Source organism: Cupriavidus sp. H19C3, from assembly GCF_049393815.1.
Lineage (GTDB): Bacteria > Pseudomonadota > Gammaproteobacteria > Burkholderiales > Burkholderiaceae > Cupriavidus.
On the sequence record NZ_CP184986.1, the window covers coordinates 1,612,308 to 1,629,148 of the forward strand.

The following is a 16,841-nucleotide window of genomic DNA, read 5'->3' on the forward strand; positions in this document are numbered from 1 at the left end:
TCGGCGCTTGCAAACTTTACCGCGCGCGCGAGTGACCGATGCCGCGCGCGGCGGCGGTCCCAGGCAATATGTGCAAATGATTCGCATGCCAGCCCCGTTTCCCTCGCAGCGAGGCGAGGCGCGGGGCTGGCTTCATGCGGGGCCAGCCCCGCGTTCAGAAGCCGACGCGTGCCTGCACGTACACCATGCGCGGCGCGCCAACCAGGCGGCCGGCATTGCCGTCGGACGTACGCGTGTAATAGCGCTTGTCGAACAGGTTGTTGATGCCGACCGAGACATCCGTGCGCTTCATGCGCGGCACCTTGAACATGGCCTGGATGTTCCACACCCGATAGCCGGGGATCTTGCCGTTGCTGCCATCCGCCGATTCCTGCACGGTGTTGGCCAGATCGGCAAACTGCGAAGTCTGGTGCGTGGTGCTGACGTTGAACGTCCACTGGCGCCAGTCGTAACGCGCGCCCAGGGTGTCGGTATTGCGCGAGTAGAACGGCACGTCGTTGCCGGCGGTGGTACCCGACTTCTGGATTGCCCGCGTGTACGTATAGTTGGCGTACAGGTTCAGGCCGCCCAGCAGCGAGGCACGGTCGAACGTGTAGTCGATCGCCGTTTCCACACCGTCGTGATCGGTTGCGCCAATGTTCTGGAACACCGCCGGCGTGGTGCCCGGCACCTGCAGGATCTGGTTGTCGAACTTGAGCTTGAACGCGGTCAGCTCGGCCTTGATGCGGCTGTCGGTCCAGCGCGTCCCGACTTCGAACGTGCGCGCCACTTCCGGGCTGAGCGGGTTGTTGGGCGTCTGCGAGTTGAGCTGGATGTTCTGTACCGGGCCGAACGACGTGCTGTAGTCGGTGAACACCGTCCACGCGCTGTTGACCAGGTACGACAGGCTCACCGCCGGTAGCGCCTTGTTGTTGATGCTTTCGAACTGCGACGCGCTACCCGCCTGCTGGCGGCGCGTGTCGATATGCTCGAAGCGCAGGCCCGGCGTCAGCCGCCAGTTGCCCAGCGCGATGCGGTCGTCGATATAGACCGCGTGCGCATCGGTGGCGTTGTCGAACGAGGTGGTGGGCCCCACCGCGCCCGTGAGCGGGTTCTGGTTGTACGCGTTGTCGTCGCCGCGCTCGCGCACATAGCGATAGCCGACCGTGATGTCGTGCGTGGTCGGACCCAGCGCCAGGCGCTGGGTGTAGCGCGGCTCGATGCCGAACGTGTTGTAGTTGCGCGGCTGGTGCGAAAGCTGGGTGCCGCTGCTGTTGGTCAGCGTGCTCTGGCGATAGCTGTCGTTGAACCAGGTGCGGATCTCGAATTCCTGGTTGTCGGAGATCGTGTTGATATAGCCGAGGTCGAAGCCGTAGCGGTTGCCACTCCAGTAATCGTTCGGACGCGTGTTCTGGAACGGGTTCTGGTTGTACTGCGCGACCGTCAGGCCGCCCGGCACGCGCGAGCGCACATCGTAGTACGACACCTTGCCGAATACCTGCTGCGTCGGCGTGATGTCGTAGCTGAACTTCACGGCGGCGTCGTGGACGTCGTCGTCGCTGCCCTGGCGCCATTCGCGACCGGTCTGCCCCGAGTAAAGGAAGGCCAGGCCGAGGCCGCTATCGAGCGTGGTACCGACAAATGCGTCGTACTGCGTATTGGCGCCGCCGCCCTTGGTGAAGAAGTTGCCGCGCATCGATGCATCGCCGCTGATGCCGGGGCCGCCGGGAATCGGCTTGGTATTGAAGTTGATGATGCCGCCGACGTTCTGCGGGCCATAGCGGACCGAGCCGCCGCTGCGCACCACGTCGATCGATTCGATATTGCCGAGACTGACCGGCGCAAACGACAGCTGCGGCTGGCCGTACGGCGCCACCGCCATCGGAATGCCGTCGAGCAGCACGGTCGAGCGCGGGGTGTAGCGGCCGGTCAGGCCACGCACGCCGATGTTGAGCGAGATGGCGCTGCCCGCGGTCCCCGAGTTGTCGGTCGCCTGGACGCCGGGAACGCGGCGCAGCACGTCGCCGATGCTGGCCGCCCCACTCTGCTCGATCTGCGATTCGTTGACCACGGTACGTGCCCCGGGAAACGTCTTGACGCTGTTCTGCAGACCGCTGCCAAGCCAGTTGCCGGTAACCTGGACCGTATCGAGCGTGACCTCGGGCCTGGTGGCGGGAGCGGGAGTGGCAGCGGGAGCATCCTGCGACTGCTGCGCCAAGGCCTGTCCCGGCACCGTGCACAGCAGGGTTACAGCACTAGCCGTCGCACAAATGGCGAAACGGGGGGCGGCAGGCGGCATGCCGCGACGGCTCGGATACATTACTTCTTCTCCTGTTTCTTCTACGTAACAAAATGGCGACGATTTTAAATGATAATCGTTATCGCCTTTGTTCATTGAGACAGGAAAATGCGGTATCGCGCGCAGTCGTTGCAGGCGTGCCACAGTGGGCGGCACGCCCATGGCTCAATTCATGATGCCGGTATGCCAGGGCACCAACTCGTGGTCGCCGGCGCGCCCCAGGGCGGTTTTCAGCATATGCGCGTCCGGGTGGCTGGTCGCTACGTCGGAAACACCAGCCGGAAGCGCGTCATCCCATTGGCTTCCGACTCGACGTGGACGCTGCCATGGTGCAGATCCATGATGGTCTTGACGATGGCAAGGCCGATGCCGGAAGACTCGCCGGAGTTCGTGCGGGCCGGGTCGCCGCGGAAGAAGCGGTCGAACAGCCGTGGCACGTCTTCCGGCGGGATGCCGGGCCCCGGGTTGCTGACTTCGATCTGCGTCACGCCGGCAAACTGCGATGCCGTAAGAAAGATGCGATGCCCCTGCGGCGTGTGCCGGACCGCGTTCGAGATCAGATTGCCGACCGCCCGGCGCAGCAGCATCGCGTCGGCGCGGACCACGCCGCGCGCGTCGACGCCGAACGTGATCTGGCGCGCGTCGGCCAGCATTTCAAAGTAATCGGCCTGGCGGCTCAGTTCCGTCGACAGGTCGAGCTCCACCACATTGAGCGCCACGCGCGCGTTGTCGGCACGCGCGAGGAACAGCATGTTCTCGATCATGCGCGAGAGTCGCTCGTATTCCTCGACGTTCGAGGCCAGCAGCGCCTCGTATTCCTCCACCGTGCGCTCGCTCGACAGCGCCACCTGGGTCTGGCCGAGCAGGTTGCCGATCGGCGTGCGGAAGTCATGGGCAAGATCGGACGAGAAGCGCGAGAGCCGGTCGTAGCCCTCGTGCAGCCGCACGATCATCTGCTGCAGCGCGCGCGCAAGCTCCTCCAGTTCGCTCGGCAATTTCGACGGATCGATCGGCAACACCACGCTCGAGAAGGTCACGGCCTCGGTGCCGGCGGCCATGCGCCGCAACGGCGCCATGCCCGCGCGCAACACCGCGTAGCCGAGCGCGCCGACCGTCAGCACGCCCAGGCAGGCGGCGGCCAGCAGCTTCCAGCGGTATGCGCGCAGCAGTGCCACACGCATGCGCGCCACCTGGTACACGGTGATGCGGACCGGCGCACCGCCATCGGCCATCTGCGCGAGCAGCGCCACGCCGCGCACGGGATAGTCCTCGGCGGTTCGCCAGGTCTGGATTGCGCCGCGCGTGACCGGCGTGCCGAGCGGCACCGGCTGCATGGGCGGAAAAGGCGTCGGGTCCGGGTTGGCCTCGACCAGCAGCATGCCGCGCGCATTGCGCACATCGAGCCCGTATTCGCTGTCGGACATGATGCGGCTGATTTCCTGCCAGCGGTCGAAGTCCGATTCGTGCCGCAGCACGAGTTCGCCGCGCACGCGCGCGGCCTTGCGCACCAGTTCGGCGTCGTCGCGCTCGACGATCTGCGTGGCGAGCGCGCGATAGAGGTAGGCGCCCACGCAGGCGAAGGCAATGCCGCCAACGAGCGCGATGGCCACCGCCAGGCGGAGGGTCAGCGAATGCGTGGGCTTCACGAGCGGCGATTCTCCAGCACGTAGCCGATGCCGCGCACGCTATGGATCAGCTTGGGCGCGAAGGGGTCGTCCATCTTGGCGCGCAGGCGCCGGATCGCGACGTCCACCACATTGGTGTCGCTGTCGAAGTTCATGTCCCAGACATGGGAGGCGATCTGCGTGCGGCTCAGTACCTCGCCATGACGGCGCGCGAGGAAGTGGAGCAGCGCGAATTCGCGCGGGGTCAGGTCGATGCGCTGGCCGGCGCGCGAGACGCGATGGCGGATCAGGTCGATCTCGAGATTTTCGATCTCAATGCGTTCCGACTCGCGCACCGGGCCGCGGCGCAACAGGGTACGCACGCGCGCCAGCAGTTCGACGAAGGCAAACGGCTTGGCCAGATAGTCGTCGCCGCCGAGTTCCAGCCCACGTACGCGATCTTCCACCTCGTCGCGCGCGGTCAGGAACAGGACCGGCGTGTCCTTGCGGTCGCGCAGCTGGCGCAACACATCCCAGCCCGTCATTCCCGGCAGCATGACGTCGAGGATGACGAGGTCATAGTCGGTTTCCAGTGCCTGGTGGAGCCCGTCACCGCCGGTTACCGCCAGGTCCACCACGAAGGACGATTCGGTCAGGCCCTTGCGCAGGTACTCGCCTGTCTTCGGTTCGTCTTCGACTACCAGGATTCTCATTGTGACTCCGCAAAAATCCGCACATGGCCGTGCTGTCATCATGGATCGATGATAGGGCGGCCGGCTGCCGCGGTGCGTGACAGAACTGTAATCGTTTTGGTGCGCCACGGGGCCCCGCGCCCGGCCGGCACCCCACCCTTTCGTAACCTTATAAATTAATCTTGACAGGTTACTAAAATCCGCTAGACTTCGGATCCATGCAGCCACGCATGACAACCCCCTACCCGGAGTCCCCAATGTCCAATGTTGTCCAGCCCGACCAGTCAGTCCGTTATGGTTTCGCCGACGCCGATGGCGTCCGCGTGTTCTATCGTGAAGCCGGCGACCCGGCCGCGCCGGTGATGTTGCTGCTGCATGGATTCCCGACGTCCTCGCACCAGTTCCGCAACCTGATTCCGCAACTTGCACGTCATTTCCGCGTGATCGCGCCCGACCTGCCCGGCTTCGGCTTCACGGAAGTTCCCGAGGCACGCCAATACCGCTATACGTTCGACGCGCTGGCCAGGACCATCGGCGAGTTCGTCGACGTGCTGGGACTCAAGCGCTATGCCATGTTCGTGTTCGACTACGGCGCGCCCACCGGCCTGCGCCTGGCGCTGGCACATCCGGAGCGCGTGACGGGACTGGTTTCGCAGAACGGTAACGCCTACCTGGAAGGCCTGGGCGATGCCTGGGCGCCGATCCGCAAGTACTGGGCCGAGCCCACCGACCGGAATCGCCAGATCATTCGCGATGCGGTGCTGACGTTCGAGGGCACCAAGTGGCAGTACGTGCATGGCGTGCCAAATCCGGACAGCATCGCGCCGGAAAGCTATACGCTCGACGCGCTCCTGCTCGAACGCCCGGGCAACAAGGACATCCAGGCGGATCTGTTCCTCGACTACGCCAACAACCTCAAGCTGTATCCGGAGTTCCAGGCGTTCTTCCGCAACGCGCGCGTACCGACGCTGGTTATCTGGGGCAAGCACGATCCGTTCTTTATCCCTCCCGGTGCGGAAGCCTACCGTCGCGACAATCCCGATGCGGTGGTGGAGCTGCTCGACACCGGCCACTTCGCGCTGGAGACGCATGGCGAATACATCGGCCAGCGCATCATCGAGGTGCTGGGTCCGAAGTCCGCCTGAAACGTGGGCGGGACGATGTCACCGGCGCAAGGTTTTTGCGTTACATTCGACCGCTATGGATGTAAACCTGCTGGAGAACCGCTGATGTCCCCCGCCCTCACCTCGACCGATGCCCCTCGCCTGCTTGCGGACCATCCCGCGCTGGACGTCATGAATACCGTCGAGATGTCGGACGGCGGGCCGGTGGACAAGTGGCAGACCGATGACGACGTGTGGCATTGGCTCGAACGTGTGGCGTTGCTGCCCAACGGTCAGGCGCCGGCGCGCCGCCCGCGCGGCATGCTGGCCGCCGCCGTGGCGCTGCGCGAGGCGATCCGCGCCGCGGTGATGCAGCACAAGGCCGGCACCAGGATGGACCTGGCCCTGATCAACGAGTATCTGGCCGCCAATGGCGCCCATGCCACGCTGGACCAATCGCCCGACGGCAACATCCGGCTGGCGCGGGTCTATCCGACCGAGACGCCCATGCAATGCCTGGTACCGCTCGCCGAGGCGGCCGCGGAGTTGCTCTCACAGGGCGACTTTGCCCTGATCCGTAAATGCGAGAGCGACCAGTGCACCATGTGGTTCTATGACCGGACACGCGCGCATCGGCGCCGCTGGTGCAGCATGGCCCTCTGCGGCAATCGCCACAAGGTGGCCGCCTATCGCAAGCGCGAAGCCAGCGCGCAGGCCAATGCCGCCGCCGGTGCAGGCGCCAGGGACGCCGACGCGTCGGAGATCGACGCGGATCCGCAGGCGCGCGTGGCCTGATCAGAGGTTGGCCACTGCGTGGCGCTTGCGGTAGTCCGCCGGTGTCACACCGACGACACGCAGGAACGCCCGGCGCAGCGTATCGACGCTCGCAAAGCCACATTCGGCAGCCACCTGCTTGGGCGCGAGCGTGCCTTCTTCCAGCAGATTGCGTGCAGCAGTCACGCGCGCCGCTTCCACCCAGCTTGCCGGGGTGACGCCGACCTCGTCGCGAAACAGGCGCGTCAGATGGCGCGGGCTGACGCCGACCCGGGCGGCCAGGCTCGGCACGTCGTGCGGTTCGGCCGGATGCGCGGCCACCCAGCGCTGCAACTCCTGCAAGGCGGAACGGTTCTCCGCCGCGGGCGCCTGACGCCGGCTGAACTGCGCCTGGCCGCCGGGCCGCTTGAAATACATGACGAGCTGGCTCGCCACCTTCATCGCGATCTCGCGCCCGAGATCTTCCTCGACCAGCGCGAGCGCAAGATCGAGGCCGGCGGTCACGCCCGCCGCGGTGCGCAGCTTGCCATCGCGCACGTGTATCGCGTCCATGTCCACCGTCACCGCCGGAAAGCGCGCGGCCAGCTCGTCGGCCACGGCCCAGTGCGTGGTCACACGCCTGCCGTTGAGCAGGCCCGCGCCCGCAAGCAGAAAAGCGCCGCTGCACACGGACCCATGGCGGCGCGTATGCGGAACCACATGGCGGATCCAGTCGAGCAGCAAGGGGTCGGCCTGGATCTCGGTCACATGCGGCGAGCCCGCCACCAGCATGGTATGAAGGCGCGGCATCTTGATGCCATGCGGATCGTCCTCGATCACGAGATCGGGCAACAGGCGCACGCCCGACGAAGATTCGATGGCCCCGCGCCGAACGCCGACGACCTGCAGGCGATAGACCTCCTGGCCGGCCTGGAGGTTGGCCTCCGCGAAGACATCGAGCGGGCCGGACACGTCCAGCAACTGGACGCCCTGCATGGCGACAAGGGCGATGGTACGAGGTGACGGCATGATGGCTCCTGAAGCATTGGAATGGCTGTTTCCGCTCGCTTTCGACCGAAATTGACATATCGGTCCGTATCGATCGGCGATGTCTTAAATGATCGTATTGCGATTATTGCGGACATGATAGCCGCACTCCTACACTCCGGACAACCCCTCAACGACATCAGGAGTCAGCCATGGAGTTCTCCGTCAGCGGCATCGCCATTCCCGACAGCAAGCTCGCCCGCGAAATCACCGAAGTCGTACGCGACACCGAGTCCACCCTGCTGTTCAACCACTCGAGCCGCGTGTATTTCTGGGCCGCACTGACCGGCAAGCGGCTTGGCCTCAAGTTCGACGCCGAACTGCTGTACGCGGGCGCCATGTTCCACGACATGGGCCTGACCGATCGGCACAGCAGCGACGACAAGCGCTTTGAAGTGGATGGCGCCAACGCCGCGGCAGACTTCCTGCGCGCGCGCGGCATCGACGCGGCCGACGTCTACAACGTGTGGACCGCCATCGCACTGCATACCACGCCGGGCATTCCCGAGTTCATGCACCCCCAGGTGGCGCTGCTGACCAACGGCGTGGAAATGGACGTGCTCGGCATCAAGTACGAGCAGTTCAGCGATGCCGACCGCGAGGCCGTGGTCAAGCACTTCCCGCGCACCGAGCATTTCAAGGAAGACATCATCCAGGCGTTCTACGACGGCATCAAGAAGAAGCCCGATACCACGTTCGGCAACGTCAAGGCCGACGTGCTGGCCGACAAGGATCCGCATTTCCATCGCGGCAACTTCTGCAGCGTGATCCGCGGTTCCAGGTGGAAGGGTTGAGCCTCGGCTAGAGGTAACGATCGAGCAGCGACTTCAGGAGATCGCGCCCGATCGGCTTTTCCAGCAGCAGATCCACGCCGACCTGTTCGCAATGCGTGCGCAGCGTCGGCGTTATCGTTGCCGTGACGATGACGATCGCGGTACGGTGGCCCGAGGCCAGTTCAGTCGCGCGAATCGCGCGCGCCAGCGTGAGGCCGTCCATATCGGGCAGGTTCAGGTCGGTGATGACCAGCCGTGCCGGCTCGTATTGCCACGCGTGCCAGGCGCCGCGGCCGGATGCGCACATCTCGACATCGAACAGACCGAGTGTGGCGAGCTGGTCCTGCATCACCATGGAGCAGACCGGATGGTCTTCGGCCACGACAATGCGCGGCGGCGTGGTGGAGTAGTGGGCAGGCGGTCTGCCGGATGACGCGGAGGGCATGGTCGGATGGTGGAAGTGGTGGCATCCGACTATGCCCGTCATCGCGGCGTGCGGGTTGCGGAAATTTCCGCAGGCGCTGTAGGAAATTACGGATTCTGCATGTCGGCTTTTCCGCGGCTCGGCGGGGTCCGACGACAGGTCGGACGCCCGCTCCGGATCCGGCGCCCGCAACCCTCTACAGCGTCACGTTGACGCGATATCAGGCGACCACGTTGCGCATCGGCGTGCCGGCATGCCAGCAGCGCAGGTTGTCGAGAAAAATGTCCACCACGCGCGCCGCGTTGCCATCGGAGAAGCCGGCGCTATGCGGGGTGGCAATGACATTGGGCAGGCTCCAGAGCGGCGATGCCGCTGGCAGCGGCTCGTGCGCGAACACGTCGAGATACGCGCCGGCGAGCTTGCCGGCCTGCAGGGCCTCGATCAGCGCCGGCTCGTCGACGACTTCGCCACGCGCGACATTGACCAGGCGTGCCCCGGCCGGCAGCCGGTCGAGCGCCGCGGCATCGACCAGGCGGCGCGTATCGTCGGTCAGCGGACACGCGAGCACCAGCCAGTCGGTGCGCGGCAGCACGTCGCGGAAGTCGCCAAAGGTCACGGTCTCGCAGCCCGGGCCCGCCGGCGTGGCGCGCTGGCGCACCACGATCACCGACATGCCGAACAGTTGCAGAACCGCGCCGATCTGCTGACCGATCGGCCCCCAGCCGACGATGGTGGCGGTCTGCCCCTGCAGGTCGCGCGGCATGCCCGAATGGATCAGCGGTGCCCAGCGCCGTTCGCGCTGCGCGTCGTAGAGCATCGGCAGATGGCGCGCCAGCGCCAGCAGGCCGGCCAGCGCAGTCTGCGCCACCACACCGGCGTTGGCGCCGGACGAAGTGGTCACGGTCACACCGCGCTGGCGCAACTGGCCAAACACCGGGCGATCGGCGCCGGCCGAATGCACATGCGTCCAGCGCAGCGATGGCGCTTCCATCATCGCGGTGTAGAAGCGTTGCGTGGCGGGCTGGATCTCGTGCTTGGTCGACAGCCCGGTGACATCGCGCGAGACAAAGGCGATCTCGGCGTCGACGACGGTGCGGTCCTCCACCGCCGGCGGCATCACGGCCACCCACGGCCGCGCGCCAAGCACCGCATCGATCGATGCGCGAGACTGGCGATGCGCCGCCTCGGACAACAGAATCCGCAACGGTGCGGCACCGGAATCAGACATTCCCATGGCTCTCGACATTCCTCGCTCGATATTCCTGCTCAACACGCTTGCCTGACGGCCTTGCCTGGGAACGCCATCAGTCCACCGCGGCGCCCGACGCGCGCACCACGTCCTTCCACTTCAGGTATTCCTTGTGCGTGAACTTGCCAAACTGCTCGGGCGTGCCGCCGACCGGATCGGCGCCTTCGCGGATCATCTGTGCCTGCAGCGCCGGCAGCGCCTCGTTGACGCCCTGGTTGACCTTGGCGATCACCGCTGGCGGCGTGCCCTTGGGCGCGAAGATACCAAACCACGAGCCCGCCTCGAAACCGGGGAAGCCCTTCTCCGCCACCGTGGGCACATCGGGCATCGAGCGCGAGCGCCTGGCGCTGCTGACCGCCAGCGCACGCAGCTTGCCCGCCTGGATATGGGCGATGACCGACGGAATGGTCGCGAACATGAATTGCACGCGGCCCGTCAGCAGGTCGTTGAGCGCGTCCGCGCCCTTGTACGGAATATGGGTGGCCTGCGTGCCGATCTTCTCGGTCAGCATGAAACCCGACAGGTGCGACGAGGTACCGACGCCGGTGGAGCTGTAGTTGAGCTTGCCGGGATTGGCCTTGGCATAGGCCACGAACTCCTCGAAGTTCTTCACCGGCAGCGACGGATGCACCACCAGCACGTTGGGCACGTCCGCGATCTGCACCACCGGCACGAGGTCCTTGAGCGGATCGTAGTTCAGGCGCTTGTAGAGCGTCTGGTTGATCGCGATCGGGCCTACCGAGTCGACCAGCAGCGTATAGCCGTCGGCCGGGGCACGCACCACGAATTCGGTGCCGATATTGCCGCCGGCGCCCGGGCGATTTTCGACCACGAACGACTGCTTGAGTTTCTGCGACAGATGCTGGCTGACACTGCGCGCGAGCATGTCGGTGGTGCCGCCCGCGGTAAAGGCCACGACCATGCGGACGGGCCGGGCCGGATACGTGTCGGCGGCGTCGGCGGCATGCGCCGCGGGGGTGCACAGTGCGGCGGCCGTGGTGGCCGCCAGCACCGCGGATTTGAGCAGGCGGGGCGTCTGCAGGCGGGGCATCGGATTGTCTCCTGGTGATGTTGTTGTGGGGTGCTGCATGCGGAGCGCGGCGCTTGCCGCACTCCCGGTCAGAACCCGTAGAGCCGCGCCGGGTTGGTCACCAGCACGCGCTCGCGCAGCGCGGCATCGGGCATCCAGCGTGCCAGCAGGTTGAACAGCACGCCGTCATCCGGCATCAGCGCCGGATCGAAGTAGTTGATATGCGGCCAGTCCGATCCCCACACCACCTGGTCGGGATTGGCCTGCAGCAGCGCGGTGGCAAACGGGTCCACCGCCGCGTACGGCGCGCCACCTGGATTGGTGCGGTCGGCGCCCGAAATCTTGGTCCACGCCGAGCCGTCGGCCAGCAGCCGGCACAGCATCTGGAAACCCGGATCGTTGACGCCGCGCGCGGTCGACATGCGGCCCATATGATCGACCACCAGCGGAATGCCGAGCGCCTTCAGGCGTGGCGCCAGCTCGACCAGATCGGGCGCGTGGATCCAGATCTGCGCGTGCCAGCCGCGCTCGCGCATGCGCGGGGCGATGGCTTCCAGCACCTCGATGCCGGCGCCATTGCGATATACCGCATGGCCGTCCACCTGGTACAGGTTGAAGCGCGCGCCGCGCACGCCGGCGTCATGCCACGCATCGAGCTCGGCATCGGTGGTATCGGCGGCGGGCACGGCCACGCCGCGCAGGCGCGTCGGGTACTGGCGCAACGCGTCGATGACCACGGCATTGCCAACACCGGTCCCGCTGGCGCTGGCCGTCACCAGCACACCGCGCTCGAGGCCAAGCTGGTCCAGATGGGCGATAAACGCCGCGGCCGGATACTCGGCCGGGGTATAGCTGCGGTCTTCCGCCAGCGGAAAACGCGGGTAGGGGCCGAACACGTGGGCGTGGCTGTCGCACGCGCCCGCGGGCGCCTTGAACGCCGGCGGCGTGAGGGTTTCCAGTACCGGCAGGCAGGGACGGGTCATGGCAATGCTCGGGTCAAAGGTTATTCGGCAGCCTTGAGGCGGCCGGAGGCGGCCAGCGACTGGGCCCGGGTGTCTTCGCGCGTCAGCATGTCCTGCACTTCCTTGGCGCTGGACGAGCGGGCCTGACTGCCCACCGTCGCCAGGCGCTTCTTCACCGGCTCCTCGGCCAGGGCCTTGCGCAGGGCCGCGTTGATGGTCTCGACCACGGCCGCCGGCGTGCCCGCGGGGGCCAGCAGCGTGGTGGCGGTAGTGGCATCGAAGTTGGCCAGGCCCGATTCGCGCAGCGTCGGCACCTTCGGCAGCGCCGGATCACGGTCGCGCGACATCACCGCCAGCGCGCGCAGCGCGCCCGACTGGATATGCGGTGCCGAGCTGGTGAGCTGGTCGACCACCATGTCGATCTGGCCGCCCAGCAGGTCCACCAGCGCCGGGGCCGAGCCTTTGTACGGCACCTGGTTCAGCTTGATGCCGGCGGCGTCTTCGAGCTGGAGCATCGCCATATGGTTGGTGGTGCCGGGGCCGGCGTGGCCCGCGGCGACCTTGCCCGCATTCGCCTTGGCGAAGTCGAGCAGCGCATGTACGTCCTTGAAGCGCTTGTCGTCGCCCTTGACCACGATCACGAGCGCCGTGGTCGAGACCAGGCCGACCGGGGCAAAGCTGGCCAGCTTGTAGTTGGTGCGCGTCATGCGCGGCAGCACGACGATGGCGTTCGGCGTGGTCACCAGCAGCGTCGAACCGTCGGCCTCGGCGCGCGCCACCGCGCTCGCGCCGATCACGCCACCGGCACCGGGACGGTTGTCGACGATGACGTTGCGGCCGATCTGCTGCTCCAGCGCGGGGGCCACCGCGCGGGCCACCACATCGAGGTTGCCGCCCGGGGCGAACGGCACGATCAGCGTGATTGGCTTGTTGGGCAGCGCCTGCGCGCGTGCCGTGCTCATGATCATGGGGGCGGCGCCCAGTGCCAGCATCTGGGCCAGCATGCGTCTTCTGTTCATAGTGCTTTTCTCCGGAGTTGTCTCTCTAGTCTTTCTGGTGGTACTGCGGACGGCCGCGGTGGCTTGTCTACCCGTTCCGTGCGGCCGTCCCCTCGCAAGGGCTCGGATGCGCAGGCGTTCAGGTACGGTAGCTGGGGTCGATCCGGTCGAGCTTGCGCAGCAGGGCGGGCCACTCCATCACGCCGTACGGACGGCGCGTGCCCGGCTGGTAGTTGTTCCACGTCTCGTGCAGGATTTCCGGGGCAACCTTCTGCAGCGGCGTATTGCAGGCCATCGCGGCCAGTTGCGAGCGGCACGACAGTTCCAGGCGATGCATCCAGTTGAACGCCTCGCCGACGGTATTGCCGACGGTCAGCGCGCCATGGTTGCGCAGGATCAGCGCCTCGCCCTGACCGAGGTCGGCAATCAGCGATTCCTGTTCGGCGGTATCGAGCACCACGCCCTGGTAGTCGTGATAGCCGATCTTGAGAAAGCGCATGGCGGTCTGCGTGGCCGGCAGCAGGCCGCACGCCAGCGACGACACCGCCATCGAGGCCCAGCTATGGGTATGGATCACGCAGGCCACTTCCGGACGCGCATGGTGCACCGCGCTGTGGATCACGTAGCCGGCCTTGTTGATGCCATAGTTGAGGTCGCCAAAGTCCGGCCTGGCGAGAATCTTGCCGTCGTGGTCCACCTTGATCAGGCTGGAGGCGGTGATCTCTTCGTACATCATGCCGTACGCGTTGATCAGGAACGCGTTCTCCTCGCCCGGCACGCGCACCGAGATGTGGTTGGCCATCATATCGGCCATGCCGTACATCTCGACCAGCCGGTAGCAGGCGGCCAGGTCCACGCGTGCATTCCATTCCTCGTCGCTGCAGCGGTCGCGCATCGACGGGATGTTCAGTACGCCGGGTTTCGTCATGGTGGATCTCCTTTGGGGTGTCTGATTTGCCGCTCAGTCCGAGCCGAGCGCGAGGTCACTGGGGCGGCGTTTTTCGATATGCCACTTGAACAGCGCCGCGCTGCGATAGATGCCGTGGGCGAACTTGCCGTATGGCAGCGTCAGGAACAGTGCCATGACGATGCCGAGGTGGATGGCCAGCAGCGCTGCCATGGCCGGCGTGTCGCGCAAAGCCAGCAGGGCCAGGCCGCTCGCGCTGGTCAGCAGCAGCAGCGCGATAAAGCCCCGGTCCATCGGACGCTGGTCCGGATCGCCGGTGCGCGGATCGCGCCGCAAGTTCAGCCACAGCAGGCCGGCGGGCCCGATCAGCAGACCGATGCCGCCCGCCGTGCCCAGCAGCACCGGCACGCTCAGGAACGGATACGGCGCGTGCAGATCGAGCAGGTAGTGGTACAGCGTGGCTACCGTGGTGGCGGCAAAGCACAGCATGAAGCCGTAGAACGTGAAATGGTGGAAGCGGCGGCGGCGCAGCGTAAAGGCATCGTCCTCGTTGTTGCAGCCCTGGCCATGACCGCCATCGAGATACTTGAGCTTCAACGCGTCGTGGGCCGCGCCACCGACCGCCGCACCGCGCGAATCGTGGGGGCGGCTGCCCGGCGAGACCTGGCGCCAGAAGCGCGTCACACCGATGCCGAGCGCGCCCACCGCGAACAGGAACACCACGCCGAACATCGCGGCCAGCAGGTTGTGCGGGAAGATCGCGTAGAAATTGCCCGCGAGCGGCTCGTGCAGCAGCGTGCCGCGCATGCCGAGCACCATCAGCAGGAACAGCGCGAGACCAAACGCCAGTGCCAGCGCCGTGGTCAGGCCGGCACGGCGATAGAGACCGCCGAGCGCCCGCGGGAACGCATAGTCGCCGTAGGTCTGCACGCGCACCTTGGCCATGGCTTGCGGGATATTGACCGCGAACTCGTGCGGCGGCGCGTACTGGCACGCGTGGAAGCAGGCGCCGCAGTTGTGGCACAGATTGGCCAGGTAATGGATATCGGCCTTGGGGAATTCCAGGCGGCGCGTCATCGCGGGGAACACCGCGCAGAAGCCTTCGCAATAGCGGCAGGCGTTGCAGATCTGCAGTTGGCGGGCGACTTCGCCTTCGTCCTGGGTCAAGGGCAGCGCGCCTTGCGCCAGCGCCGCCGCTTCGCGCGTCAGCGCTTCAAGATGTTGCATGCTGTTTTTCCGGGGTTGCATTGCTGGCAGTCGTGTTGGCGGACATGGGTGCAGACAGGCGGCCAGACTTGTTGCCGCCCTGCTGCGCCGCGGCGGCCCTGGCCGCCTCCGTGCCGGCGATGCGGCCGAACGCGGTGCCGATCGACATGCCGACACCGGCCGTATAGCCCTTGCCCAGCACGTTGCCGGCCATCATCTCTCCCGCCACGAACAGGTTGTCGCTCGGCTTGCCGCCAAAGTGCACGGCGGCCTTGTCGTTGACCTTCAGGCCCAGGTACGTGAAGGTGATGCCCGGACGCAGCGCGTAGCCGTAGAAGGGGGCGGTATCGAGCGGCCGCGCCCAATGGGTCTTGGCGGGGGTCAGTCCTTCGGTGTGGCAGTCGTCAAGCACCGTATGGTCGAACTTGCCGACGCGGCAGGCGGCGTTGTACGCGTTGACGGTGCGCATGAAGGTCGCTTCATCCAGACCGAGCTTGCGCGCGAGTTCGGGCAGCGTGTTGGCGGTTACGCCCGGGAACACCGGCGGCATGAAGCGGCCCACAGCCTTGGCGTCGATGATCGAGAAGCCGATCTGGTTGGGCTGCTGGGCGACCAGGCGACCCCAGATCGCGTAACGCTTGGGCCAGAAGTCCTCGCCCTCGTCATAGAAGCGTTCCGCATTGGCGTTGAGCACCACGCCAAGCGAGACGCAGTCGATACGGGTGCAGATGCCGCCGTCGTACAACGGTGCGCGCGCGTCGATGGCCACGCAGTGCGACTGCGACGGGTCGCCGATCGAATCGGCGCCGGCCTCGATCATGTACTTGAGCAGCACGCCCTTGTTGAAGCGCGTGCCGCGAATCAGGAAATTGTCCGCCGGCCATTCGCCGCGTTCGTTCTGGCCCCACGCCTCGCGCAGCCATTCGCGGTTCGATTCAAAGCCGCCGGCGGCCAGCACGCAGGCGCGCGCCTCGATGCGCTCGTTGCCGATGCGCGCGGCCACGAAGCGATCGCCGTCGAGTTCGATGCTGTCGACCGGGGCGTTGTAGCGAATCTGCACGCCCAGGTTCTCGGCGCTGCGGTAGTAGGCATTGACCAGGGCCTTGCCGCCACCCATGAAAAACGCGTTGGTGCGCGCCACGTGCAGCGCGCCGGACAGCGGCGGCTGGAAGTGCACGCCGTGCTTGCGCATCCAGTCGCGGCAGCTGGACGAGGCGCGGATGACGAGGCGGGCCAGGTGTTCGTTGGTGATACCGCCGGTGACCTTCAGCAAGTCCTGCCAGTATTCCTCTTCCGGGTAGGCATCGACGAGCACGTCCTGCGGGGCGTCGTGCATGCAGCGCAGGTTGCGCGTGTGCTGGGAATTGCCGCCGCGCCACTCGCGCGGGGCGGACTCCAGCAGCATGACGCTGGCACCGGCCTCGCGCGCCATCAGGGCCGCGCACAATGCGGCGTTGCCGCCGCCAATGACGAGAACGTCGATCATGAGCGGACGTCCTCCAACGGGGTGGGGATCAACGGGGTGGGGATCAATGACACGATTGGATTCTGGTGGGATCGTGCCGCGACTGTACCGGGCCGGTTACGGCCTGCTAATCCCCTGCCCGGGATGGGGGTATCACGATTCGTGATACCGGATCGTCCGTCCCCACCGCGAAGGCTTCCCGCGTCGGAGATTCGCTGGTGGCGAGCGCCGCCTGCCCAGGCCCGGTGGCGGCCGCACACGAAACGGAATGGCGGGCAACTGGCTACCAAAACCGTGGCAAACCGCGGCAAATCCCGCTCCACCCGGCGCTAAGGGAATTGCGCGCGACT

General features: G+C 66.3%; 15 protein-coding genes. 3 read left to right on the top strand and 12 right to left on the bottom strand.

Annotation, left to right across the window (positions count from 1 at the left end; all coding sequences use genetic code 11):
• Positions 1-154: 154 nt before the first annotated feature.
• The 3 genes from DFLDMN_RS26800 to DFLDMN_RS26810 all read right to left on the bottom strand — a co-directional run bounded on the left by DFLDMN_RS26800 (position 155) and on the right by DFLDMN_RS26810 (position 4,595).
• Positions 155-2,278, bottom strand: a complete 2,124-nt coding sequence (locus tag DFLDMN_RS26800) for a TonB-dependent receptor family protein (protein WP_423200589.1) — start codon at positions 2,276-2,278, stop codon at positions 155-157.
• Positions 2,279-2,538: 260 nt separating this feature from the next.
• The gene (locus DFLDMN_RS26805; RefSeq protein WP_423198773.1) at positions 2,539-3,924 is read right to left on the bottom strand and encodes a heavy metal sensor histidine kinase; all 1,386 of its coding nucleotides are present in this window, start codon (positions 3,922-3,924) and stop codon (positions 2,539-2,541) included.
• Positions 3,921-4,595 carry a heavy metal response regulator transcription factor gene (locus DFLDMN_RS26810; protein WP_423198774.1) on the bottom strand — a complete coding sequence of 225 codons (675 nt, stop codon included), beginning with the start codon at positions 4,593-4,595 and terminating at the stop codon, positions 3,921-3,923. The genes DFLDMN_RS26805 and DFLDMN_RS26810 overlap by 4 nt, the downstream gene beginning before the upstream one ends.
• 236 nt (positions 4,596-4,831) lie before the next feature.
• Here DFLDMN_RS26810 and DFLDMN_RS26815 point away from each other — a divergent pair, with 236 nt between their 5' ends.
• A complete protein-coding gene (locus DFLDMN_RS26815; RefSeq protein ID WP_423198775.1) occupies positions 4,832-5,719 on the top strand; it encodes an alpha/beta fold hydrolase in 888 nt (295 codons plus the stop codon).
• Positions 5,720-5,803: 84 nt separating this feature from the next.
• A complete protein-coding gene (locus DFLDMN_RS26820; RefSeq protein ID WP_423198776.1) occupies positions 5,804-6,472 on the top strand; it encodes a CGNR zinc finger domain-containing protein in 669 nt (222 codons plus the stop codon).
• Here the strand turns inward: DFLDMN_RS26820 and DFLDMN_RS26825 are convergent, their stop codons facing one another.
• Positions 6,473-7,459 carry a GlxA family transcriptional regulator gene (locus DFLDMN_RS26825; protein WP_423198777.1) on the bottom strand — a complete coding sequence of 329 codons (987 nt, stop codon included), beginning with the start codon at positions 7,457-7,459 and terminating at the stop codon, positions 6,473-6,475.
• A gap of 170 nt (positions 7,460-7,629) precedes the next feature.
• Here DFLDMN_RS26825 and DFLDMN_RS26830 point away from each other — a divergent pair, with 170 nt between their 5' ends.
• Positions 7,630-8,271: an HD domain-containing protein gene (locus DFLDMN_RS26830; RefSeq protein ID WP_423198778.1), complete on the top strand. Its 642-nt coding sequence runs from the start codon at positions 7,630-7,632 to the stop codon at positions 8,269-8,271.
• A 7-nt stretch (positions 8,272-8,278) separates the two neighbouring features.
• On the opposite strand, the gene DFLDMN_RS26835 is transcribed toward DFLDMN_RS26830, so the two are convergent.
• The 8 genes from DFLDMN_RS26835 to tcuA form a co-directional block, all read right to left on the bottom strand.
• Positions 8,279-8,695, bottom strand: a complete 417-nt coding sequence (locus DFLDMN_RS26835; RefSeq protein WP_423198779.1) for a response regulator — start codon at positions 8,693-8,695, stop codon at positions 8,279-8,281.
• Positions 8,696-8,894: 199 nt separating this feature from the next.
• Positions 8,895-9,908: a D-2-hydroxyacid dehydrogenase gene (locus DFLDMN_RS26840; RefSeq protein WP_423198780.1), complete on the bottom strand. Its 1,014-nt coding sequence runs from the start codon at positions 9,906-9,908 to the stop codon at positions 8,895-8,897.
• 70 nt (positions 9,909-9,978) lie between these two features.
• On the bottom strand, positions 9,979-10,974 hold the full coding sequence (locus tag DFLDMN_RS26845) for a Bug family tripartite tricarboxylate transporter substrate binding protein (RefSeq protein ID WP_423198781.1): 996 nt from the start codon (positions 10,972-10,974) through the stop codon (positions 9,979-9,981).
• 68 nt (positions 10,975-11,042) lie between these two features.
• The gene (locus DFLDMN_RS26850; RefSeq protein WP_423198782.1) at positions 11,043-11,936 is read right to left on the bottom strand and encodes an amidohydrolase family protein; all 894 of its coding nucleotides are present in this window, start codon (positions 11,934-11,936) and stop codon (positions 11,043-11,045) included.
• 20 nt (positions 11,937-11,956) lie between these two features.
• A complete protein-coding gene (locus DFLDMN_RS26855) occupies positions 11,957-12,934 on the bottom strand; it encodes a Bug family tripartite tricarboxylate transporter substrate binding protein (protein ID WP_423198783.1) in 978 nt (325 codons plus the stop codon).
• 118 nt (positions 12,935-13,052) lie between these two features.
• Positions 13,053-13,841, bottom strand: coding sequence for a class II aldolase/adducin family protein (locus DFLDMN_RS26860; RefSeq protein ID WP_423198784.1), 789 nt, complete (start codon positions 13,839-13,841; stop codon positions 13,053-13,055).
• Positions 13,842-13,874: 33 nt separating this feature from the next.
• Entirely contained in the window at positions 13,875-15,047 is a 1,173-nt protein-coding gene (gene tcuB, locus DFLDMN_RS26865; protein WP_423198785.1) for a tricarballylate utilization 4Fe-4S protein TcuB, read from the bottom strand.
• On the bottom strand, positions 15,034-16,512 hold the full coding sequence (tcuA, locus tag DFLDMN_RS26870; protein ID WP_423198786.1) for an FAD-dependent tricarballylate dehydrogenase TcuA: 1,479 nt from the start codon (positions 16,510-16,512) through the stop codon (positions 15,034-15,036). Before tcuA ends, tcuB begins: the two co-directional genes overlap by 14 nt.
• Between the last annotated feature and the right edge of the window lie 329 nt (positions 16,513-16,841).